Below are 21529 nucleotides of genomic sequence, written 5' to 3'. Positions count from 1 at the left end.
GGGGGAACGGGTGGGTCTGCGGCCGGCCGGCCGCCCCGGAGAAGTCCTTACGGGTGCCGCCCCGGCCGTCGTTCCGGCCGTTGTCCCGGCTGTTGTCCCGGTTGCCGTTCACGGCGCGCCCGGCGGCACGAACGGCAGGTCGGGCGGCGGCCCCTGCTCGATCAGCCGCAGCAGCGCGCCGGTGTCCGCGTGCTCCTCGATCAGATCGCCCAGCCGGTCCAACTGCGCCTCGCGCAGCGCCCCGAAGGACGTGTCGGGCGCCGGGACGAAGCGCCGCCCGGCGGCGGCGGCCACCCGGCGCAGGAACGCCCGGCGGAAACCGTCGCTCTCCAACGAGCCGTGCCAGTGCGTGCCCCACACCGCGCCGACCCGGCAGCCGTCGAGGAACTCCTCGTCACCGCCCAGGACTTCGGCCACCCCGTGGTGGATCTCATAGCCCTCGACGCGCTCCCCGTACGCCGTCCCGACCGGCCTGGCCAGCGTCTTCGCGGCGGCGAAGCGCACCCGGACCGGCAGCAGGCCAAGACCGGGGACCGAGCCCGCCCGCGACTCGACGTCGTCCTCGATGCGGTCGGCCAGCATCTGGAAACCGCCGCAGACACCCAGCACCGGACGCCCCTCGGCGGCCCGCCGTACGACGGCGTCGGCCAGGCCGCGCTCACGCAGCCACTCCAGCGCCCGCACGGTGCCGCGCGTGCCCGGCAGCACCACGAGGTCGGCGTCGGCCAACTCCTCGGCCCGGTCCACGAACCGCACCACCACCCCCGGCTCCGCCGCGAGCGCGTCCACGTCCGTGAAGTTCGACATCAGCGGTACGGCGACCACCGCGACCCGCAGCACCTCCGCGCCGTGCGGCGGCGCGACCACCGATTCATGGGCGGCGCCGCGCGGCGACACGCTCCCCCGAACTCCGCCCCGGGGGACCCCCAGCCCGTCCTCCTCGTCGATGCCCAGGCCGTGGGCGAACGGCAGCACGCCGAGCGTCGGCCGGCCGGTCAGCTTGTGCAGCATGTCCAGACCCGGCCGGAGCAGCGAGACGTCACCGCGGAATTTGTTGACCAGATAGCCCGCGACCAGCGCCTGGTCCTCCGGCGCGAGCAGCGCCGTCGTCCCGAAGAAGGACGCGAAGACGCCGCCGCGGTCGATGTCGCCGACCACGACCACCGGCAGTCCGGCCGCGCGGGCCACGCCCACGTTCACGATGTCGGTCCTGCGCAGATTGATCTCGGCCGGGCTGCCCGCGCCCTCGCAGATCACCGCGTCGTACCGGCCGCGCAGCTCTTCGAGGCAGCCGGTGACCGTGCCCAGCAGATCGGCCTGCCGTCCGCCGTGGTAGCCGCGCGCGCTCAGTTCGCCCACGGCCTTGCCCAGCACCACGACCTGGCTGCTGCGGTCGCCGCCCGGCTTGAGCAGCACCGGATTCATCAGCGCCGACGGCTCCACGCGGGCGGCCTGTGCCTGCATCGCCTGTGCCCGGCCGATCTCGGCGCCCTCCCGCGTCACGAACGAGTTCAGCGACATGTTCTGCCCCTTGAAGGGGGCCACGCGTATGCCCTGTCGCACCAGCCACCGGCAGATCCCCGCCGTCACCACGGACTTGCCCGCGTCCGAGGTCGTCCCGGCGACCAACAGGCCGCCCCCGAGGCCCGTCACGAGGTCCCCCCGGCGCCGGAGAAGGACCGCGCCCGGCGCGACACCGTCGGACTCCACCCTCGTGCTTCGCGCCGCCGCGGCGGACGTATCCCTCCGCCGACGGCACGTCCCCCGAAGGGCCGTTCCCCCGGCCGGCCGTGGCCCGGCCCCGAGCCGTCCCGTATCGCCGCCGTCAGGACGCAGAGCGCCGCCGCGGCGGCCGAGACCCGCCGCGACAGCCGGACGGCCCGCGCGATGTCGGCCGGGGCCGGGGCCGGGTGTTCGGCGCCCAGGACGGCGCGGTGTTCGGTGCGGCCCGCGTAGGAGAGGGTGCCGCCGAGACGCAGGCGCAGGGCGCCGGCGAAGGCGGCTTCCACGGGTCCCGCGTTGGGGCTGGGGTGCGCGGCGGCGTCCCGGCGCCAGACGCGCAGGGCGGTACGCGGCGAGGGCCCGGCGAGGACGGCGAGCGCGGCGGTGAGGCGGGCGCCGGGGTAGCCGACGACGTCGTCCAGCCGCGCGGCGGCCCAGCCGAACCGCAGGTGGCGCGGCGACCGGTGACCGACCATCGCGTCGAGCGTGTTGACGGCGCGGAAGCCGACCAGCCCCGGCACCCCGCCCCACGCGCCCCACACCAGGGCCCCGACGACCGCGTCCGAGGTGTTCTCCGCGACCGACTCGACCACGGCGCGCGCGATCCCCGCCGCGTCCAGGGAATGCGGGTCGCGTCCGCAGAGGTGCGGCAGCCGGGCGCGCGCCGCCTCGATGTCCCCGGCGTCGAGCGCGGCGGCGACGGCCCGCGCCTCACGGGCCAGTGACGTCCCGCCCAGCACCGACCAGGTGGCGGCGGCGGTCAGCGTGACGCGGAGCGCGACGGAGGACCGTACGGCCCGGTCGGCCAGCGCGGCGGCACCCACCGCGCCCCCGGCGCACAGCACGGCGTACACCGCCCCACTGCCCCGGTCGTCACGCCACATCCGGCGCTCCAACGCGCCCGCCGCGCGCCCGAACACCGCGACCGGATGGCCGCGACGCGGGTCGCCCGCGACGAGATCGCCGAGAAAGCCGAGTGCGGCGCCGTACGCGAACACGCGATCGGCACGCACCGGTTCAGCCCGCGTCCACGCCGTCCAGGTGAAGTGCCGGACAGGGTGGCGTACTTGTGCGCACCTGCGTGCGGTGGTCCGTGACGAGTCGAGCGCAGCCGGGCATGGCAGAGGTCCTCACTCAGGGTCCGCGCCCTGGTTCGACGTGACCGGCGGTGAGAGTCTCCTGGCTCCCGGATCTACGCACTCCCGGCCTTCCAACCGGATTTCCGGCCGTGACGTACGGGTTGGGAGTGCACTCCCCGGTGACAGTGGCGGGACCGCGCCGGATTCGCACCGGACTTCCTCTCCTGCCGCCGCATGGCCTCCGCAGTCCACCACGTGCGCGCAGGCAGGTCAACTCACCGTTGACCTGGGAAGACGGAGTGTGGCGAGGTCCACATCCGCCGCCGAAACCCGTGAGTTCAGGCCACGATCAGATAGATGCCGTACGAGACCGCCGCGGCGCACACGGCGAAGCAGGCGTAGCCGCCGGTCCGGGCGAGCAGGGCGCCCCCGTGCGAAACGGAGCCGGACCCTGATGTGGCGGGGGAGCCGGAGCCGGAGCCGGAGTCGGACGCCGGAGCGGAGCCGTGCTTGGTGAGGCCGACGATGCCGAGGGTGAACAGGCCGACCAGGCCCACGGTCGCCACGAGGGTGACGCCGAAGACCGTGCCGAGCGCGTGCCAGTCGATGCTCATGAGGGGGTCCCTGGGTCCTTGAGGTAGAGCGGGGAGGCGCGGGGGAGGGGCAGGTCAGGCCGTGGCGGGTGCGCCGGGAACGGTGTCGGAGGGGGCGCCGGGCGCGACGGTCCCGGCGGGCGGCGGGATGACGGCCGCGATGGCCGCGGTGACCGCGCCCTGCGGCTCGACCGCCGCGTCCGGACCTGCGGCCGGGTCGCCGTCCAGGTCGTTGACGTTGGCGTGCGTGACCGGCTTGCGGCGCGACGCCGTACGGATGACCGCGCACACGGCCAGGCCGAGGACCGCCACGGCGGTGACGCCCCAGGTGCCCTCGTCGGCCAGCAGCGCGGCGCCGGCCGCGACCAGGCCGGCGGCGGGCAGCGTGAGCCCCCACGCGGCGACCATGCGGCCCGCGGTGCTCCAGCGGACCACCGCGCCCTTGCGGCCGAGGCCCGCGCCCATCACGGAGCCGGAGCAGACCTGCGTGGTGGACAGCGCGAAGCCGAGGTGCGAGGAGGCGAGGATGGTGGCCGCGGCGCCGGTCTGGGCGGCGAAGCCCTGCTGCGGCTGGATGTCGGTGATGCCCTTGCCCATCGTGCGGATGATCCGCCAGCCGCCGATGTACGTACCGAGCGCGATGGCGCTGCCCGCCGAGACGATGACCCACAGCGGCGGGTCGGCGTGCGGGGCGACGACGCCGCCGGTGATCAGCGCCAGCGTGATGACGCCCATCGTCTTCTGCGCGTCGTTCGTGCCGTGCGCGAGCGAGACCAGGCCCGCGGAGGCGATCTGGCCCGCCCGGTAGCCCTTCGAGGTGGCCTCGGGGTCGGCGTGGCGGCCGATCCGGTAGGTGAGCCGGGTGGCGAGCGTGGCGGCGAGACCGGCCACGATCGGCGCGGCGACGGCCGGGATGAGCACCTTCATGACGACCGCCTCGCCGTGCACACCGTGGGTGCCGACCGAGACGAGGGTGGCGCCGATGAGGCCGCCGAACAGGGCGTGCGAGGAACTGGACGGGAGCCCGGCCAGCCAGGTGAGCAGATTCCAGACGATCGCGCCGACGAGCCCGGCGAAGATCACTTCCGGTCTGATGCCGGAGGACTCGTCGATGATGCCGCCGGAGATGGTCTTGGCGACCTCCACCGAGAGGAAGGCGCCGACGAGGTTGAGCACGGCGGACATGGCCACCGCCGTCTTTGGCTTGAGTGCGCCGGTCGAGATGGTGGTGGCCATCGCGTTGGCGGTGTCGTGGAAACCGTTCGTGAAGTCGAACACGAGTGCGGTGACGATCACGATTCCGATCAGGAGCGTGATGTGTTCCATGTACCCAGGCATTCGTTTGATCGGACAGTGGCGAGGCGACCGTACGGAGAGCGGATGAACGGAAGATGAACTGACGGCGGCTTTGTGGTGCCGGAGCGGTCGGGCGGCCTCCGTCAGTATCAAGCCGATCCGGCCGATCGGACCCCTCGGGGAGGCGATCCGCGCCCGTCGGGGGCCGGGCGGTGATAATGCCCGTGTGCAGGACTCCTTGGAGAAGGCTTGGTCGGACGTGGTGGACACCGCCCGGCGCACGGTCGCCGACGGGCTGGTGGTCGGCACCTCGGGCAATGTCTCGGCCCGCGTCGGCGATCTCGTGCTGGTCACCCCGACCGGCGTCCCCTACGACCGGCTCGGCCCGGCGGACGCCGTAGTGGTGGATCTCACGGGCCGCCGACTCATGGGGGAGCTGCGGCCGACCAGCGAACTGCCCATGCACCTGGCCGTCTACCGCGCCACCGACGCCCGCGCGATCGTGCACACCCACGCCGCGCACGCCACCGCCGTCTCCACCCTCGTCGACAAGCTGCCCGTCATCCACTACATGGCGGCGGCCCTCGGCGGCCAGGTCAGGGTCGCGGACTACGCCACCTACGGCAGTGAGAGGCTGGCCGCCGCCGTCCTCAAGGCGCTCCGCGACCGCACCGGCTGCCTGATGCGCAACCACGGCACCCTCGTGTACGCCGACACCCTCGACAAGGCGTACGACAACACCGCCCAGCTGGAGTGGATGTGCCGCGTCTGGCTGCTGGCCGGATCGGCCAACGGCCACGAGCCCCGTACGCTCCCCGGCCGCGAGCTGGCCAAAGTCGCGGAAAAGCTGCGCGGCTACGGGCAGGGCGCGCCGGAGCCCGCCGACTAGACGACTCGGGCCGCCGCTTCTCCACCGTCTCCACACACGCCTCTCCACGCGCCCGCCGCGCCCGCCGCGCCCGGCCGCCCCGCACACGCCGTCCGCCCCCGTACGCCACCCGGCCCCCGTACGTCACCCGGCCGCCGCCGTCGCCTGGCCGCTTTCGGCCGACGCGCTCACACTGGAAGAGATGCGTACCCGAACCGCGGTGGCCATGGCAGCCACCACCGTGCTGGGTGCCGGAACGGCCGCGCTGGCGGCCGGCCGGTACGGATCCCGCTTCGCCCTGAGGCCGTCGCTGAGAGGCCCGGTGCCCGAGGGCGACGTGACGCTGCACAGCGTGACCGCGGACCAGGTGGTGCTCACCCGCACCCTGTCCTCGGCCCGCCCCGGCGTCTGGGGCCTGACCGGCGACGATCTGCACGCCGCCGTCGGCGACGTGCTCGACCTGACCCCGTACTCGGTGACCCGGCGGCTGCTGAGCGTCCAGCGCGGCGCCCTCACCCCCGGCGCCCGGGTCCGGCTGACCCCGCAGGCGTGCGCGGGCGACCCCGGCAGCGCCCTCGGCCTGGACCACACCGAGGTCCTGCTGCGCGGCGAACTCGGCCCGCTGCCCGCCTGGTTCGTGCCCGGCGCCCGCGACACCTGGGTGATCGCGGTGCACGGCCTCGGCGCCACCCGCGAGCACCCGCTGAACGTGGCGACCGCCCTGCACGCCCACGGCCTCCCGCAGCTCCTGCTCGCCTACCGCAACGACCCCGGCGCCCCCGCGTCCCCCGACGGCATCGGCCACCTCGGCGCCACCGAATGGCGCGACCTCGACGCGGCGATGCGGTACGCGGTCGAGTACGGCGCCCAGCGGCTGGTGCTCTTCGGCTGGTCCACCGGCGCCACGATGGCCCTGCACGCGCTGGCCGGGTCCCCGGTACGCGACCGGGTCAGCGGCCTGGTGCTGGACTCGCCGGTGCTCGACTGGGAGGCCACCGTCCGCGCCGCCGCCGAGTCCAACGGCGTCCCCGACGCGCTGATGCCGCTCGCCGTCCGCGCCGCCGAGGGCCGTACCGGCCTGCTCCCCGAGCCGGTCGCCGCCGCGGCGGACCCGGCGCGGCTGACCGTCCCCACCCTGCTCGTGCACGGACCGGGCGACACCCTCGCCCCGTGGGCCGCCTCCCGCGAACTCGCGGCCCTCCGAGCCGACTTGGTGACCCTCCACACCGTGCCCGACGCGCCGCACGCGGCGATGTGGAACGTCAACCCGGCGGACTACGAGGAGACATTGCGACGATTCCTCACACCACTGATGTGACCGGTGTCAAGACCGCCCCATCAGGGTGAGAGCCGCCCCGGAAACCCCAGCTGAGCTGCGACGACGCGCGCCCGAAGGGGCCCGGAAGAGCGCCCCCGGGGCACCCTTGTAGATCATCGGGCCGGGTTCCGTTTGGGATTATGGGCGCTCACCGGAGAGACTTCTCCAGTGACGTCCCGTAGCCCGCGAGACACTCCGCTCCGCCTTGTCCCCCGACGGCCGCTCACCGCCGCCCGCCGGACCGCAACGACGCGCCGGTCCAGACCCCCGCGGCCGCCCGAGGGCACGCCGCCGCTGCCGCAGCTCGCCCGGCTGGCCCGCGCCGAACTGGCCGACGCCGCACGGCTCGCGCGCTGGGCCGGCACCGGCCCCGGCACCGCGGGACCGACCGGCATACTGCCCGACGACGCCGCCGCGCAGGCCGCAGCGGCGCTCGACCTGACCCGGCCGCAGATCCGTACCGCATGGGACCGGGCGCGGCTGTCGGGGCTGATCGAACTGCACGGCGGCACCGCACGGCCCGGCTGGCGGCTGCGGGCCTGGGACACCGACGACACCGCCGTGCTGCGCGGCTGGGTCGCGCTCTTCGACGCCTGGTCGCTGGCCCACCCCTTCCTGCCGGGCCCGCAGGCCGGTCCCGACCCGGCGCTGGTCGCCGAAGTCATCGAGGCCGCACCGCAGTTGCTGTCCTTCCTGCACCTGTCCAACGAGCCGGTGCCGATCGACACCCTGCTCGACCTGCTGCGGCAGCGCGTCGCGGAGCTGCGCGCCGAGCGGCACGAACCGCCCGCCGACGGCGCGGGCGACGCCCCCGATCCGCTGCCCGCGCTGCTCGACTGGACGCTGGACGCCGTCGCCCGGGTCGGCGCGCTGTGCCCCCGCGACCCCAAGCGTCCCGACGAGGTCACGCTCACCGCGATCGGTTCCTGGGCGGTGTGGGTCAAGCTGGAGCAGATCTGCGTGGCCGCGCAGGGCCCCGCGGGACACATGGAGCAGTCCGCCGAGACCATGCTGCGGGCCAGCGCCCGCCTCTCGCCGGGTCCGGCCCGCGCCGAGTACCGCGCCTGGCTGGCCGCCCGCCCGGTCGCGCTGGCCGTCGGCGAGTTGCTGGACACCGCGCGCGGCGACGACGCCCTGCTGCGCGGCCTCGCCTTCGAGGCACTGCGCGTGGTCGGCGACCCCGCGGAGCCGGCCGTCCGCGGCGTGGTCGAGGAGCCGACGCTGCGCCCCTACGCGGTGCTGTGGCTGGCGGAGTTGGACGGCGGCGACCCGGACACCGCGACCGGCCTGCTGACCCGCGAGGAGGCCACCTGGCTGTGGATCGACACGGCCGCGGCCGTCGCCGACCACGGCGAGGACCACCTGCTCGTCAGCCACCTGGAGACCGCCGTCCAGGGCTCGGTGCCCGGGCTGCTCGAAGAGGTCCGCAATGTCGGCCACCCCAGGACCGTCCAGGTGCTCGTGGCGCTCGCCGCCGCGCACCCGGACCCCGCCCTGGCCAAGGCGATGCGCAGGGCCGCCTTCCAGGTCCACACCGGCGAGACCTGAGCCGCCGCGAGCGGTACGCGACCCCCGCGCCGTACAGCGCGCGGGGACCCGTACCGCCCGCCGGTCCTCAGCCGAAGGTGTCGCAGGCCGCCAGGTCCCCGGTCCTCAGCCCGGTGGTGAACCACTGCTGACGCTGCGCCGCGGACCCGTGCGTCCAGGCGTCCGGCGTCACCCGCCCCTGCGCCCGCGACTGGATCGTGTCGTCGCCGACGGCCGCCGCCGCGTCGAGACCGCGCGCGATGTCGTCGGGCGTCACCGCCGTGATCAACGAGGTGCCGGTGGCCGGATTGAGGGTCCTGGTGGCGTTCTTCGCCCACAGCCCGGCATAGCAGTCGGCCTGCAACTCCACGCGTACGGACGCGCTGTCGGCCCCGCTGCGGCCGTCCTGGGCCGCGCTCAGAACACCCGTCAGATTCTGCACATGGTGGCCGTATTCGTGCGCGACGACATAGCTTTCTGCGAACGGCCCGCCTTTGGCGCCGAATTGGGTCTGCAACGTCTGGAAGAAATTCAAGTCGATATAGACCTTGCGGTCCGCCGGGCAGTAGAACGGCCCGGTCCGCGGGTCGGCCGGACCGCAGCCGGTGCTCACCGGAGCGTCGAAGAACACCGTCGGCGCGGTCCGGTACGCGGCGCCGCGGCGGCTGAACTCGGCGGTCCAGTACGCCTGCACGCTGTTGACCACGGCCACGATCCGGCACTGCTCCTGCGCGTTGGCGTCCCGCCCGGTCGAACAGCTCCGCGCCAGACCGGCGCCGGCCGCGCGCGTGTCCGAGACGGTGTCGGAGCCGCCGCTGAGGCCGAGTTGGTCGGGGCTGATGCCCAGCACCAGGCCGATCACGACCGCGAGCAGCCCGGCGATTCCGCCGCCCACCATCTTCCCGCTGGGGCCGCCGCCCGAACCGCCCCGCCGGTCCTGGACCTGCGAGGTGTCGAGCGGAGTGTCGTCGTCGAACCGCATGTGCCGATTATGTGTGATGTGCCCCACTTCGGCGCACCGGTGGCCGGGTACCGGCGCGCCCCTGACCGGGGGCGGGGGCAGTCGGCCCCGCAATGCCCGTGCCCCCCGGCGCGGTAAACCGTTTGCCGGCCGCCGGTAGACTGAGCCCCATGGCAGTTCTATTCCTCGATTAGCCACGGCGTACGACCTCGCGCCCGTTTCCGTCGTCCGTCCCTGTCCTGGAGCTTTTCCCGTGATCACTGCCACCGGCCTTGAGCTGCGCGCCGGCGCCCGCATCCTCATCGAGTCCGCCTCCTTCCGTGTCGCCAAGGGCGACCGCATCGGCCTGGTCGGCCGCAACGGAGCGGGCAAGACCACCCTGACCAAGGTGCTCGCGGGGGAGGGCCAGCCCGCCGCAGGCACCGTCACCCGCAGCGGCGAGGTCGGCTATCTCCCGCAGGACCCGCGCACCGGGGACCTGGACACCCTCGCCAGCGACCGCATCCTGTCCGCCCGCGACCTCGACACCGTCCTGCGCAAGATGCGGGAGAACGAGGAGCGGATGGCCAACGGAAAGGGCGCCACCCGCGAGAACGCGATGAAGAAGTACTCGCGTCTGGAGACGGAATTCCTCACCAAGGGCGGATACGCCGCCGAGGCCGAGGCCGCCACCATCGCCGCCGCGCTCGGACTGCCCGACCGCATCCTCGGGCAGCAGCTCCACACCCTCTCCGGCGGTCAGCGCCGCCGCGTCGAACTGGCCAGGATCCTCTTCTCGGACGCCGACACCCTGCTCCTGGACGAGCCCACCAACCACCTCGACGCCGACTCCATCGCCTGGCTGCGCGACTACCTGAAGACGTACCGCGGTGGATTCATCGTGATCTCGCACGATGCCACCCTCATCGAGACCGTGGTGAACAAGGTCTTCTACCTGGACGCCAACCGGTCGCAAATCGATGTGTACAACATGGGCTGGAAGCTCTACCAGCAACAGCGCGAGGCCGACGAGAAGCGCCGTAAGCGCGAGCGGGCCAATGCGGAGAAGAAAGCCGCCGCCCTGAATTCACAGGCCGACAAGATGCGTGCCAAGGCCACCAAGACGGTCGCCGCGCAGAACATGGCGCGCCGCGCGGAGAAGCTGCTGTCCGGCCTGGAGGCGGTACGCGCCTCCGACAAGGTCGCCAAGCTGCGCTTCCCCGACCCCGCCCCGTGCGGCAAGACCCCGCTGATGGCCGAGGGCCTGTCCAAGTCGTACGGGTCGCTGGAGATCTTCACCGACGTCGACCTCGCGATCGACCGCGGCTCGCGGGTCGTCATCCTCGGTCTGAACGGCGCGGGCAAGACCACGCTGCTGCGCCTGCTGGCCGGTGTCGAGCAGGCCGACACCGGCCAGGTGACGCCCGGACACGGCCTCAAGCTCGGCTACTACGCGCAGGAGCACGAGACGCTCGACCCGGACCGCACCGTGCTGGAGAACATGCGGTCGGCCGCGCCCGACACCGATCTGGTGGAGATCCGCAAGATCCTCGGCTCGTTCCTCTTCTCCGGCGACGACGTCGACAAGCCCGCCGGGGTGCTCTCCGGCGGCGAGAAGACCCGGCTCGCGCTCGCCTCGCTCGTCGTCTCCAGCGCCAATGTGCTGCTGCTCGACGAGCCCACCAACAACCTCGACCCCGCCAGCCGCGAGGAGATCCTGGGCGCGCTGCACACCTTCACCGGCGCGGTCGTCCTGGTCACCCACGACGAGGGCGCCGTGGACGCGCTCCAGCCGGAGCGGATCATCCTGCTGCCGGACGGCGTGGAGGACCTGTGGGGCCAGGACTACAAGGACCTGGTCTCGCTGGCCTGAGCCCCGGCGGCGCCCGGCCGGGCGCCGCCCCGCGCGGGGCGCGGGCGGCTCAGAGGCCCGCACCCGCACGAAGTGATCATGTCGATTCGATCATTCGGCCCACTGATCATCCTTCATCTGCGTGAGTCCGGCTCGTACCGCGCGCCCACGGGGCGCGGTACGGGCGACCGCCGCCGTGATCAGTGGTGTGACGTCGGAGAACTCCTTACCGACCACGGCTGACCTGCCGCTATTGCCCGCACACCCTTCTCCGTACGGAATTGCCGCCCCGGAAAAGCCGCTCCCGGCCCCTTCGCACCGGCGTATCCAGGCATTCCTCCGGTGAATGTCCCGTGATGGACCTTGTCGAATGGGTGGCCAGGAACGCCCTTAGGGGTGATCATGAGAGTCCATAGCGCACTTCCCTGGAGGAGGCACGGGTGGCCGAGACTCTGAAGAAGGGCAGCCGGGTGACCGGCGCCGCGCGCGAGAAGCTCGCGGCAGACCTGAAGAAGAAGTACGACTCCGGTGCGAGCATCCGGGCGCTGGCCGAAGAGACCGGCCGCTCCTATGGATTCGTGCACCGGATGCTCAGCGAGTCCGGCGTGACCCTGCGCGGTCGCGGCGGTGCCACACGGGGCAAGAAGGCCGCCACGGCCTGAGGGCTCCGCGAGTATCAAGGGCCGGGGGCGGTCCGGCGGGTCCGGTTGGTTACTCTTCGGTAATCCAGTCCGGTCCGCTCGGAGGTGCCCAGTGCCCGACGCCAAGATCCTGCTCGAACGTGACGGAGTCCGGCTAGCCGTCGACGACTCCGTCGCGCACATCACCCTGTGCAATCCGGCCAAGCGCAACGCTCAGTCGCCCGCCCTGTGGCGTGCCCTGACCGAGGCGGGCCAGTTGCTGCCGGGACAGGTACGCGTCGTCGTGCTGCGCGGTGAGGGCGTGTCCTTCTCCGCGGGCCTCGACCGCCAGGCGTTCACGCCCGAGGGCTTCGACGGTGAGCCGTCGTTCCTCGACCTCGCGCGTGGCTCGGAGGCCGGACTCGACGCTGCCATCGCCACGTACCAGGACGCCTTCACCTGGTGGCGGCGGACCGACGTGATCACGGTCGCCGCGGTCCAGGGCCACGCCATCGGCGCGGGCTTCCAGCTCGCCCTCGCCTGCGATCTGCGCGTCTGCGCGGACGACGCGCAGTTCGCCATGCGCGAGACCGGTCTGGGCCTGGTCCCCGACCTCACCGGCACCAAGCCGCTGGTCGAACTGGTCGGATACGGCCGCGCCCTGGAGATCTGCGCCACCGGCCGCTTCGTGCACGCCGACGAGGCCGAGCGCACCGGCCTGGCCAACCTCGTCGTGCCCGCCGCGGAACTCGACGCCGCCGTCACCGACCTGGTCGGCGCCCTGCTCGCGCCGCCGCGCGACGCGGTCGTCGAGACCAAGGGCCTGCTGCGCGGCGCCGCCGCCCACACCGAGAAGGAGCAGTACGCGGCCGAACGCGCCGCCCAGGGCCGCCGCCTGCGCGATCTGGCGGGCGTGGGCGAGTAGCCGCCCGTCCGCGCCGGACGTTTCACGGGGCGCGGGAGGGATCAGCCCGCGTCCGTCACCACAATGGCGGTACGCACCGGACCGGGCGCGCCCTCGGCCGCCGCGACCGCGACGGCGGCGGCCACCGACCGGGCCACCTCCAGCGGCCGGTGGCCCGGCGACACCGCGATCTGCACCTGGACGCGACGGCCCGGCGCCTCGTCGGAGCCCGCCGAATCCCCGGCCGGGTCCGCCGCCGTGTCCTGGATCCGCACACCGGAGCCGAGGCCGACCGGCCGCCTGCTCAGCCGTACGACACCGGGCACGGTCAGCGCCGCGGTTGCCACGGCTTCCGCGAGGCCGCTGGGGTCGAGCGGTACGGGAGCCTCGTCGCCGTCCGGCTCCGCGTCCTCGGCGCCCGCCAGCTCGCTCACGGGCGCGTCGTCACCGTCCAGCAACCCCGTGACCTGGAGGTCCACCTCCGTCACGGCGATGCCGAGCCCGTCGCGCGCGGTCGTCCACAGCACGTCGCGCAGCCGGTCGGCGGCCTGCGGCAGCGGCTCGTCGGCGGTCGCCTCGAACGACGCCTCGATCCGTACCGGCAGGTGCGGCAGCGCGCCCACCGGACCGGACTCCGGCGCCTCGCCCCCGCTTTCGGCCAGCGTCAGGGACACCCCGCCCAGCCGTACCCCGGACAGCCCCGCGGTCGTCCACCGCAGCGCGCGTACGGCCGCGCGCTCGGTCATCCAGGCGTTGTCGTCGGGGGTGCCGAGCGGGAGCAGGCGGCCCAGCGCGACCTGCTCCCGTACGGTCCGGGCCAGTCGGTCCATGGTCACCAGATATCGCCTTCCGCAGGCCGACCACTCTCTTGGGGGGTCGGAACAGCCCTCTCGCCGGTTCCCCGCAGCGCGCGGGGGCATGCGCACATAGTGTGGGGCACGGAGCAGCCCATACGAAGGGACGACTCGCGATGACGGACACCGCACAGTACGACCGGCCGGAGCCCGAGGGCTCGTCAGCGGCCGAGGGCAGGACCCTGGACAAGGGCAGCGCGGGCGGGCGCAAAGCGCTCGGCGACCCGGCCACGCGCGGACGCACGACGATCGCCGACGGCGTGGTGGAGAAGATCGCCGGACTCGCCGCCCGTGACGTGGTCGGCGTGCACGCGATGGGCACCGGCCTGTCGCGCACCTTCGGCGCGGTCCGCGACCGCGTGCCCGGCGGCACCAAGTCGGTGTCGCGCGGCGTGAAGGCCGAGGTCGGCGAGGTGCAGACCGCGCTCGACCTGGACATCGTCGTCGAATACGGCGTGTCGATCGTCGAAGTGGCCCGCGCCGTCCGGGAGAACGTGGTCAACGCCGTGGAGCGGATGACCGGTCTCGAGGTCGTCGAGGTCAACGTCGCCGTGGGCGACGTGAAACTTCCCGACGAAGATGACGACGACGAGCGTGAGCAACGGGTCCAGTAAGGGTCCAAGCCAGTGCAGACGGAGATGGTCAACACGACCAATGGGACGGAGTGCGGACGATGAGCATGGCGGTGATCGGCCTGGCCGTCGGAATGGCGCTCGGATTCGCCGGGTATTTCGGCGGGTTCGGTGCTTTTCTGCTGGTGGCGGCGCTCGGCGCGGTCGGTTTCGTGGCGGGCAAATTCCTCGACGGCGATCTGGAACCTGGGGAGTTCTTCCGCTCGCGTGACCGTGGCCGCGACCGCGACCGGCGGCGCTGATGGGGACAGCCGTCCCCGCACCGCTGCCCGCGGCCGACCGCGGGGCACTGCGGATCGCGGACCGGGTGGTCGCGAAGATCGCCGCCCAGGCGGCCGGCGAGGTCCTGACGGACGCGCCGGGCGCCGCACTGGTGCCGAAGGACCACTCCCCGCACGCCTCGGTCTCGGTCCGCAAGGACAGCGCGCGGCTGCGGCTCACCCTTGAACTGGGCTACCCCACCGACATCGGCTCGGTGTGCGGCTCGGTGCGCAGCCATGTCACCTCCCGCGTCGAGGCGTTGACCGGCATGTCGGTTCCCGAGGTCGCGGTCGAGGTGGAGCGGTTGCACTCGGCCGCCGACCGCCGCAAGGACGAGGGAAGGGTCCAGTGAGCGACAGCGAGAGTCCCTGGAAGAACCCGAACGACGGCGCTGAGCCGGGGCAGGGGGAGCGGCGGGGCCCCGAGCAGGGTCCCGACGACGACCGCTCCCGGCGGACTCCCGAGCACGGCTCGGAATACGCTCAGGACCAGGAATACGGGGCCTCCGAGTACGGCTCCGGGCAGGCTTACGGGCAGGCTTACGGGCAGGCTTCCGGGCAGGCTTCCGAAGGGGACGACGGCGGCGCCGAACACGGCTCGGAGTCCGGATACGCGGCGGCCGAGCAGGGCCCGGGCGCGGGGTACGGCCCGGCGTCCGGTCCGGGATCGTCCTCCGCGGGTGGTACCCCCGGCGTCCTCGCCGGAGGCGACACGCTCACGGACCCCGCCACCCGCACCCTTGAGCCGTACGCCCTGACCGCGGATCAGACCCCGGTCAAGGCGCGCCGGTTCTGGGCCGGACGCCGGGTGCCCGCGGCGATCACCGCCGCGGTGCTCCTCGGGATCGCCGGTCTCTTCCTGTACGACATCGCCGCCGTCCGCGCCGACCGGCGCGCGATGGCCTGGCGGACCCGGCTCGCCGACGAGCTGGCCACCCGCCACCTGGACAACGTCTGGGTGATCGTCGGCGCCGCCGTGGCCGCCGTGCTCGGCCTCTGGCTGATCCTGCTGGCCCTCACGCCGGGCGAGCGCGGACTGCTGCCGATGACCCGGCGCGGCGAGAACGGCGTCCGCGCCGGACTCGACCGGCACGCGGCCGAACTGGTGCTGCGCGACCGGGCGATGGAGGTACCGGGCATCCGCTGGGTACGGGTCAAGGTCGGCCGCCGCCGGATCACGGCGCACGGCTCCTCGCACTTCCGCGAACTCGACGCGGTGCGCACGGACCTGACGACCGCGCTGGGCAACGCCGTACGCCAGCTCGGCCTCGCCAAACCGCCGCAGCTCCACGTTCATGTCCAGCGCGCAGAGAAGAAGGGGTGACCGGGCGGATGCGTACCGTACTGAACCGGGTCCTGCTCGCGCTGACCGGACTCGTCCTGCTGGTCGTGGGCCTGTCCGTGCTGCTCGGCGGCCTCGACCTGCAACGCCGGTGGAATTTCACGATGCCGCACTGGTGGCCCTTCACCGGCCCCAAGGACGTGCTGCTCACCGCGCACGACAGGACCCGCTACCGCTCCGACGGCTGGTGGTGGCCGGTGGTCATCGCCGTGCTCGGCGTGCTCGTGCTCGCCGCCCTGTGGTGGCTGCTCGCCCAGGCCCGCACCCGGCGGCTGCGCCAGCTCCGGGTCGACAGCGGCGACGGACAGGGCGCGCTGCTGCGCGGCCGGGCCGTGGAGAACGTGCTGACCTCGGAGACCGAGGCGTACGACGGCGTGGAGTGGGCCAGAGCGGCGCTGCGCGGCAAGCGCGGCGCACCGGTCGCCCGGATAGTGCTGGGCCTGGCGGCCGACGCCACCCCGGACGAGGTGGTCGCCGGTCTCGACAGCGCGGTGCTCCACCGCGCCCGTACGTCGGCCGGTCTGGACAAGCTGCCCGCCGAGGCGCGGCTGCGCGCGGTCAGGCACCGCGCGGCGCGGGTCAGCTGACCCGGCCGCCCGCCCCGCTCTCGCGGAGCCCCCACCGGGCCGTCGGTGGGGGCTTTTCGCGTCCCGTCACAGGGCGCGCTGGGCGCCGCCGTCCACCGGCAGCAGCACACCGGTCAGATACGACGCGGCGGGCGAGAGCAGGAAGGCCGCGGCCCGGCCGAACTCCTCGGGCGTGCCGTAGCGCCGCAGCGGGATCGTCGCGCTCGCCCTGGCCCTGGCCGCCGCCTCGTCGCCGCCGAGCGCGTCCAGCTCCCGTACCCGGTCGGTGTCGATCCGCGACGGCAGCAGGCCGACCACCCGGATGCCGCGCGGCCCCAGCTCGGCGGCGAGGGTCTTGGCGAAGCCCGCGAGGCCGGGCCGCAGACCGTTCGACATGGCGAGGCCGGGGATCGGCTCGCGGACCGAGCCGGAGAGCACGAAGCCGATGACACCGCCGTCCGACAGCTCGGCCGCGGCGGCGCGGGCCAGCCGCACCGCGCCCAGGAACACCGTCTCGAAGGACCGCAGCCACTGCTCGTCGGTGCTGTCGGCGGCGGCGCCGGCCGGCGGTCCGCCGACGCTGATCAGCACCCCGTCGACCCGGCCGAAGCGCTCGCGGGCCGCCGTCAGCAGCCGCTGCGCCGTGTCCGGGGCGGAGTTGTCTGCGGCGACGCCCAACGCCGTGTCCTGGCCGCCCAGTTGCCCGGCCGCGGCGGCCACCGCCTCGGCGGTGCGCCCGGAGACCACCACCTTCGCGCCGTCGGCGACCAGTTCGCGGGCCGTGGCGAAGCCCAGGCCGCGGCTGGCGCCGGTGAGGACGTACACCCGTCCGTCGAGTCCGAGATCCATGGTCAGCAGTCCCTTATGGCAGGCACGCCCGACAGGGCGAGCGCGGTGTTGACGAGCCCGACGTGGCTGAACGCCTGCGGGAAGTTGCCCAGCAGCCGCCCGGCGACCGGGTCCCACTCCTCGGCGAGCAGCCCGACGTCGTTGCGCAACGTCAGCAGCCGCTCGAACAGTTCGGTCGCCTCGTCCTGGCGGCCGATCGCGTACAGCGCGTCCGCGAGCCAGAACGAGCAGGCCAGGAAGGCCCCTTCGGAGCCGGGCAGCCCGTCCACGCCGACCGCGTCCGGGGTGTAGCGGCGGACGAAGCCGCCGAGGTCCAGTTCGCGGCGGACCGCCTCCACCGTGCCGATCACGCGGCGGTCGGTGGGCGGCAGGAATCCCACCTGCGGGATGAGCAGCGTCGCCGCGTCCAGCTCCTCGGAGCCGTAGGACTGCGTGAAGGTGTTGCGCCGCGCGTCGTAGCCCTTCTCGCAGACCTCCGCGTGCACCTGGGCGCGCATCGAACGCCACAGCCCCACATCGCCCTTGAGCCGCGGCAGCGCCTCCACGGTCCGCACCGCGCGGTCGGCGGCGACCCAGGCCATCACCTTGGAGTGCACGAAGTGGCGGCGCGGGCCGCGGACTTCCCAGATGCCCTCGTCCGGCTGGTGCCACGCGGACTCCAGGAAGTCCATCAGGGCGCGTTGCAGATTCCAGGCGTGCGGCTCGTCGCGCATCCCGGCCGCCCGTGCCAGGAACAGCGAGTCCAACACCTCGCCGTACACGTCGAGTTGGAGCTGTCCCGCAGCGGCGTTGCCGATCCGGACCGGCGCCGAGCCCTCGTAGCCGCGCAGCCACGGCACCTCGTACTCCGTCAGCCGCCGCTCGCCGCCGATGCCGTACATGATCTGGAGGTCGGCCGGGTTGCCCGCCACCGCGCGCAGCAGCCAGTCGCGCCAGGCGCCCGCCTCCTGGAGATAGCCGCCCTCCACCAGGGCGTTGAGGGTCAGCGCCGCGTCACGCAGCCAGCAGTAGCGGTAGTCCCAGTTGCGGACCCCGCCGATCTCCTCGGGCAGCGACGTGGTCGCGGCGGCGGCGATGCCACCGGTGGGCGCGTACGTCAGCGCCTTGAGCGTGATCAGCGACCGCACCACGGCCGACCGCCACGGCCCCTCGTAACGGCAGCGGGCCGACCACTCGTCCCAGTCGGCCAGGCTGTGGTCCAGCGCCTCGTACGGGTCGAACCGGCGCGGGCGCTTCTCGTGCGAGGGGTGCCAGGTCAGTATGAACGCGACCCGGTCGCCCTCGGCGACGGTGAAGTCGGAGTACGTGCGCATGTCCTTGCCGTACGCCCGGACCGGCGGGTCGCTGCGCAGCCAGACCGAGTCGGGGCCCGCGACGGCCACCCGGTGCCCGTCGGCGCGCCGCATCCACGGCACGACCGCGCCGTAGTCGAACCGCAGCGTCAGCTCGGCCCGCATGTCGACCTGGCCCGACACGCCCTCGACGATCCTGATCACATCGGGCGCCCGGTCGCGCTGCGGCATGAAGTCGGTGACCTTGACGGTCCCGGTCGGGGTCTCCCAGAAGGTGTCGAGCACCAGCGTGTCGCCCCGGTACGAGCGGTGCGAACACGTCCGCGCGCCCGTCGGCGCCAGCAGCCAGCGGCCGTTGCCCTCGTCGCCGAGCAGCGCGGCGAAGCAGGCGGCCGAGTCGAAGCGGGGCAGGCACAGCCAGTCGATGGAACCGTCCCTGCCCACCAGCGCGGCGGTCTGGAGATCGCCGATGAGCGCGTAATCCTCGATACGTCCTGGCACGGTGCCGCCTCGCCGCCTTCCGGTGGTCCTCGCCTCGCCCGGACACGGTGTGCGCCGGGCCCTCGTCTCCGTAGCGTGCGCGGGCGGGGCGTCAGACCGCTACCGGAACGCTGCCCTCGGGTTCCTGCGGGCTCTCCGGATTGTCCTGCTTCTCGCGGGCCGCGAGCCGTTCGGCGCGCTCGCGGCGCAGCAGCACCACCCAGCCGACCGGCACCATGCCCGTGAACAGCCACCACTGGATCGCGTACGCCATGTGCGGGCCGATGCTGCTGTGGTCGGGCTCGGGGATGAGCGCGGGCTGGTGCGGACCGGGCTTCGGCGTGATGGACACCAGCTCCATGTAGCCCGAAAGCAGCGTCTGCGGCATGTACTTCGCGTCCACGGTGCTGCTGATCAGCATGATCTGCCGGTCCGGCAGGCCCGAGCGGTTGCGGATGCCCGTCGACGACGTCGTCTCGTCGGGGCGCAGCCGCCCGGTGACCGTCACTTCGCCGGACGGCGGCGGCGTGATCTTCGGGAACGCGGTCGGATCGTTGCCCGGCGAGATCCAGCCCCGGTTCACCAGCACCGCGCGGCCGTCGGCCAGCACCAGCGGGGTGATCACGTGGTAGCCGACCTCCTGGCCGCCGCCCGACGTGTCGTCCGAGCCGTCGTTGCCCGCCGTCCGGTGCCGGGCCACCACCTCGTGCGCCGTGTCGAAGTGCCCGGTCGCCGTCACCGACTTGTACAGATCGGTCTTCGGCAGCACGGCACCCGGATGCGTCACCGACTCGACCTCGACCGGGGCGGCCTTCAGGCTCGCCGCGATGATCTTGTTGTTCGCCACCCGGTGCTCGTGCCGATGGAGCTGCCAGAAGCCCAGTCTGACCATGGTGGGCATCATGACCAGACCGAGGAGGGTGAGGATCACCCATTGGCGGGACCAGAGGAAGCGGTACACCCCACGACGGTACAACTCGGTCGGGGCGGGGCTTCCGGAGGGGGGCCTCAGGCGGGGGCGGCCGTGGTCGGACGGGGTGCGGAGCGGCCGGCCGGGCTCAGGCGATCGAGCCGACCTTGTCCACGATCCCGGCCGCGCCCTCCGCCTTCGCGCAGTGCCCGCCGCAGTACCAGTGGCCGTCCACCTCCACGCCGTGGCCGACGATCCGCACCCGGCAGTGCTCGCAGATCGGCGCCATACGGTGGATGGCGCACTCGAAGCTGTCGAAGACGTGCACCGCGCCTTGGGCGTGCACCTCGAAGCTCATGACGTAGTCGTTTCCGCAAACCTCGCATCGGGCCATGTGCCCAGGCTGCTGCCGTGAGCGCGCCGGGGCAACGCGGGAGGCCCCGCGTCGCGCGAGAGTCACCTGGATGGAGCCCCGCACGGCCCGCCCGACGCGCTAACCGTGCCCGCTCGCCGCGCTCGACGCGCTCGCCCGGTCCGCCCGGCCCGCTAGCCGTGCCCGCCCGGTCCGATGCCCTAGCCGTGCACGCCCGCCGCGGGGGTGACGGCCTTCAGGAGTTCGGTGAAGCGGGCCTCGTCGATGACCGGGGTGGCGAACTGGCGGGCCTTGACGGCCTTCGAGGTGGGGGAGTCCGGGTCGTTCGTGACCAGGACGCTGGTGAGGCGGCTGACGCTGGAGGCGACGTGGAGCCCGGCGTCGGTGGCGCGGTCCTCCAGCAGCTCGCGGTCGATGCCGGTGTCACCGGAGAAGGCGACCCGCATCCCCTGGACCAGGGGCCCGTCGGGAGCGAGGCGGCCGGGGTTGGGATACGGGCACGAGGGCCGTTTGCGGGCCGGGCGCCAGCCGGTGGCGCGGTACGAGCCGGGCCCGTAGGAGGCGCCGGGGCGCGGCGAGGGGACCGTGTCGGAGCCGTCGACCCACTCGGTCAGCGGGCGGCAGGTGTGCAGCGGCAGGGGGAGACCGGCCGCTGCGGCCAGGTGCAGGCTCGGGCGGAACGCCTCGGCCAGGACGCGCGCGTCGTCGAGGGCGTGGTGGGCGCGCCGCTGCTCGACCCCGTAGTGCGCGGCCAGCGACTCCAGCTTGTGGTTGGCCAGGGGCAGCCGCAGCTCCTTGGCCAGGACGATGGTGCACAGCCGCTGCTCGACGGGTGCGACGGACCGGGCGCGCGCGTACTCGCGGGCGAGCATCGACCAGTCGAAGACCGCGTTGTGCGCCACCAGGACGCGCCCCGCGAGGCGTTCGGCGAGCTGGTCGGCGATCTCGGGGAAGAGCGGGGCGTCGGCGAGCATCGCGCTGGTGAGTCCGTGGATCCACACCGGGCCGGGGTCGCGCAGCGGGTTGACGGGCGAATACCAGTGGTCCTGCACCTCGCCGCGGGCGTCCAGCCGGTACACCGCCGCGGACACTATCCGGTCGTCCCGGCCGAGCCCCGTGGTCTCGACGTCGACCACGGCGTAACCGTCCGGATAGGCGGGAGGCCACGGGGACGGCGGCGGTGTCTGGGCGGCCAGGTTGTCGAGCATGGTCACAGAGAATACGGCTCGCCACTGACAGCTACCGCCACCCG

General features: G+C 73.5%; 21 protein-coding genes, 1 pseudogene and 1 riboswitch. Of the genes and pseudogenes, 11 read left to right on the top strand and 11 right to left on the bottom strand.

The annotated features are described in order from the left end of the window. Positions 1–108: 108 nt before the first annotated feature. From ACIP4Z_RS29610 to ACIP4Z_RS29595, 4 genes are all read right to left on the bottom strand, one after another. Positions 109–1653 carry a cobyric acid synthase gene (locus tag ACIP4Z_RS29610; protein WP_401313234.1) on the bottom strand — a complete coding sequence of 515 codons (1545 nt, stop codon included), beginning with the start codon at positions 1651–1653 and terminating at the stop codon, positions 109–111. Continuing rightward, on the bottom strand, positions 1650–2735 hold the full coding sequence (locus tag ACIP4Z_RS29605; RefSeq protein WP_401313231.1) for a cobalamin biosynthesis protein: 1086 nt from the start codon (positions 2733–2735) through the stop codon (positions 1650–1652). The genes ACIP4Z_RS29610 and ACIP4Z_RS29605 overlap by 4 nt, the downstream gene beginning before the upstream one ends. Positions 2736–2894: 159 nt before the next feature. Beyond that, a riboswitch (cobalamin riboswitch) is annotated at positions 2895–3024 on the bottom strand. Between the two features lie 115 nt (positions 3025–3139). After that, positions 3140–3415 (bottom strand): hypothetical protein, encoded by a 276-nt coding sequence (locus ACIP4Z_RS29600; protein WP_401313228.1) that lies wholly within the window; start codon positions 3413–3415, stop codon positions 3140–3142. A gap of 54 nt (positions 3416–3469) precedes the next feature. Continuing rightward, a complete protein-coding gene (locus ACIP4Z_RS29595) occupies positions 3470–4720 on the bottom strand; it encodes an inorganic phosphate transporter (protein ID WP_355333739.1) in 1251 nt (416 codons plus the stop codon). A 196-nt stretch (positions 4721–4916) separates the two neighbouring features. Here ACIP4Z_RS29595 and ACIP4Z_RS29590 point away from each other — a divergent pair, with 196 nt between their 5' ends. From ACIP4Z_RS29590 to ACIP4Z_RS29580, 3 genes are all read left to right on the top strand, one after another. Beyond that, positions 4917–5579, top strand: a complete 663-nt coding sequence (locus ACIP4Z_RS29590; protein WP_401313225.1) for a class II aldolase/adducin family protein — start codon at positions 4917–4919, stop codon at positions 5577–5579. Between the two features lie 181 nt (positions 5580–5760). Continuing rightward, a complete protein-coding gene (locus ACIP4Z_RS29585) occupies positions 5761–6876 on the top strand; it encodes an alpha/beta hydrolase (protein WP_401313222.1) in 1116 nt (371 codons plus the stop codon). A 168-nt stretch (positions 6877–7044) separates the two neighbouring features. Continuing rightward, the gene (locus tag ACIP4Z_RS29580; protein ID WP_401313219.1) at positions 7045–8424 is read left to right on the top strand and encodes a hypothetical protein; all 1380 of its coding nucleotides are present in this window, start codon (positions 7045–7047) and stop codon (positions 8422–8424) included. Positions 8425–8491: 67 nt separating this feature from the next. Here the strand turns inward: ACIP4Z_RS29580 and ACIP4Z_RS29575 are convergent, their stop codons facing one another. Further along, on the bottom strand, positions 8492–9385 hold the full coding sequence (locus ACIP4Z_RS29575; protein WP_401313216.1) for a neutral zinc metallopeptidase: 894 nt from the start codon (positions 9383–9385) through the stop codon (positions 8492–8494). A gap of 232 nt (positions 9386–9617) precedes the next feature. Between ACIP4Z_RS29575 and ACIP4Z_RS29570 the strand changes: the two genes are divergently transcribed. The 3 genes from ACIP4Z_RS29570 (at position 9618) to ACIP4Z_RS29560 (ending at position 12740) form a co-directional block, all read left to right on the top strand. Continuing rightward, positions 9618–11216, top strand: coding sequence for an ABC-F family ATP-binding cassette domain-containing protein (locus ACIP4Z_RS29570; protein WP_355333726.1), 1599 nt, complete (start codon positions 9618–9620; stop codon positions 11214–11216). Between the two features lie 419 nt (positions 11217–11635). After that, positions 11636–11857 (top strand): helix-turn-helix domain-containing protein, encoded by a 222-nt coding sequence (locus ACIP4Z_RS29565; protein WP_188281871.1) that lies wholly within the window; start codon positions 11636–11638, stop codon positions 11855–11857. Positions 11858–11948: 91 nt separating this feature from the next. Continuing rightward, positions 11949–12740, top strand: a complete 792-nt coding sequence (locus ACIP4Z_RS29560) for an enoyl-CoA hydratase/isomerase family protein (protein WP_355333722.1) — start codon at positions 11949–11951, stop codon at positions 12738–12740. A gap of 41 nt (positions 12741–12781) precedes the next feature. Here the strand turns inward: ACIP4Z_RS29560 and ACIP4Z_RS29555 are convergent, their stop codons facing one another. Continuing rightward, positions 12782–13555 carry a nucleopolyhedrovirus P10 family protein gene (locus ACIP4Z_RS29555; protein ID WP_401313211.1) on the bottom strand — a complete coding sequence of 258 codons (774 nt, stop codon included), beginning with the start codon at positions 13553–13555 and terminating at the stop codon, positions 12782–12784. A 134-nt stretch (positions 13556–13689) separates the two neighbouring features. Here ACIP4Z_RS29555 and ACIP4Z_RS29550 point away from each other — a divergent pair, with 134 nt between their 5' ends. The 5 genes and pseudogenes from ACIP4Z_RS29550 (at position 13690) to amaP (ending at position 16394) form a co-directional block, all read left to right on the top strand. Continuing rightward, a complete protein-coding gene (locus ACIP4Z_RS29550) occupies positions 13690–14187 on the top strand; it encodes an Asp23/Gls24 family envelope stress response protein (protein ID WP_355333717.1) in 498 nt (165 codons plus the stop codon). A 59-nt stretch (positions 14188–14246) separates the two neighbouring features. Next, on the top strand, positions 14247–14447 hold the full coding sequence (locus tag ACIP4Z_RS29545) for a hypothetical protein (protein WP_188281874.1): 201 nt from the start codon (positions 14247–14249) through the stop codon (positions 14445–14447). After that, the gene (locus ACIP4Z_RS29540) at positions 14447–14818 is read left to right on the top strand and encodes an Asp23/Gls24 family envelope stress response protein (RefSeq protein WP_355333713.1); all 372 of its coding nucleotides are present in this window, start codon (positions 14447–14449) and stop codon (positions 14816–14818) included. Before ACIP4Z_RS29545 ends, ACIP4Z_RS29540 begins: the two co-directional genes overlap by 1 nt. 428 nt (positions 14819–15246) lie before the next feature. Continuing rightward, positions 15247–15789: pseudogene (locus ACIP4Z_RS29535) on the top strand (DUF6286 domain-containing protein); the annotation flags it as partial. A gap of 8 nt (positions 15790–15797) precedes the next feature. Then, entirely contained in the window at positions 15798–16394 is a 597-nt protein-coding gene (gene amaP, locus ACIP4Z_RS29530) for an alkaline shock response membrane anchor protein AmaP (protein WP_391159633.1), read from the top strand. 66 nt (positions 16395–16460) lie between these two features. Here amaP and ACIP4Z_RS29525 read toward each other — a convergent pair whose 3' ends face one another. The 5 genes from ACIP4Z_RS29525 to ACIP4Z_RS29505 all read right to left on the bottom strand — a co-directional run bounded on the left by ACIP4Z_RS29525 (position 16461) and on the right by ACIP4Z_RS29505 (position 21485). After that, the gene (locus ACIP4Z_RS29525) at positions 16461–17222 is read right to left on the bottom strand and encodes an SDR family oxidoreductase (protein ID WP_391044197.1); all 762 of its coding nucleotides are present in this window, start codon (positions 17220–17222) and stop codon (positions 16461–16463) included. Positions 17223–17224: 2 nt separating this feature from the next. Beyond that, a complete protein-coding gene (locus tag ACIP4Z_RS29520) occupies positions 17225–19015 on the bottom strand; it encodes a glycoside hydrolase family 15 protein (protein ID WP_401313206.1) in 1791 nt (596 codons plus the stop codon). A 91-nt stretch (positions 19016–19106) separates the two neighbouring features. After that, positions 19107–19955 carry an SURF1 family protein gene (locus ACIP4Z_RS29515; protein WP_355333702.1) on the bottom strand — a complete coding sequence of 283 codons (849 nt, stop codon included), beginning with the start codon at positions 19953–19955 and terminating at the stop codon, positions 19107–19109. Between the two features lie 97 nt (positions 19956–20052). Then, on the bottom strand, positions 20053–20298 hold the full coding sequence (locus ACIP4Z_RS29510) for a hypothetical protein (RefSeq protein WP_188281880.1): 246 nt from the start codon (positions 20296–20298) through the stop codon (positions 20053–20055). 179 nt (positions 20299–20477) lie between these two features. Then, complete coding sequence (locus ACIP4Z_RS29505; protein ID WP_401313201.1) at positions 20478–21485, bottom strand: DEDDh family exonuclease; 1008 nt, start codon at positions 21483–21485, stop codon at positions 20478–20480. Between the last annotated feature and the right edge of the window lie 44 nt (positions 21486–21529).

It is taken from the genome of Streptomyces sp. NPDC088910 (assembly GCF_044749865.1).
In the GTDB taxonomy this organism is placed as follows: Bacteria; Actinomycetota; Actinomycetes; order Streptomycetales; family Streptomycetaceae; genus Actinacidiphila.
Note: the sequence above shows the minus strand (reverse complement) of the source record. Positions and strands in the feature narration are given on the sequence as shown.

Coding starts and splice junctions, on each gene's coding strand:
- ACIP4Z_RS29540 (WP_355333713.1), top strand. CDS start 14,447: ATGGGGACAGCCGTCCCCGCACCGCTGCCCGCGGCCGACCGCGGGGCA.
- ACIP4Z_RS29600 (WP_401313228.1), bottom strand. CDS start 3,415: ATGAGCATCGACTGGCACGCGCTCGGCACGGTCTTCGGCGTCACCCTC.
- ACIP4Z_RS29510 (WP_188281880.1), bottom strand. CDS start 20,298: ATGGCCCGATGCGAGGTTTGCGGAAACGACTACGTCATGAGCTTCGAG.
- ACIP4Z_RS29595 (WP_355333739.1), bottom strand. CDS start 4,720: ATGGAACACATCACGCTCCTGATCGGAATCGTGATCGTCACCGCACTC.
- ACIP4Z_RS29575 (WP_401313216.1), bottom strand. CDS start 9,385: ATGCGGTTCGACGACGACACTCCGCTCGACACCTCGCAGGTCCAGGAC.
- ACIP4Z_RS29545 (WP_188281874.1), top strand. CDS start 14,247: ATGAGCATGGCGGTGATCGGCCTGGCCGTCGGAATGGCGCTCGGATTC.
- ACIP4Z_RS29525 (WP_391044197.1), bottom strand. CDS start 17,222: ATGGATCTCGGACTCGACGGACGGGTGTACGTCCTCACCGGCGCCAGC.
- ACIP4Z_RS29585 (WP_401313222.1), top strand. CDS start 5,761: ATGCGTACCCGAACCGCGGTGGCCATGGCAGCCACCACCGTGCTGGGT.
- ACIP4Z_RS29505 (WP_401313201.1), bottom strand. CDS start 21,485: ATGCTCGACAACCTGGCCGCCCAGACACCGCCGCCGTCCCCGTGGCCT.
- ACIP4Z_RS29550 (WP_355333717.1), top strand. CDS start 13,690: ATGACGGACACCGCACAGTACGACCGGCCGGAGCCCGAGGGCTCGTCA.
- amaP (WP_391159633.1), top strand. CDS start 15,798: ATGCGTACCGTACTGAACCGGGTCCTGCTCGCGCTGACCGGACTCGTC.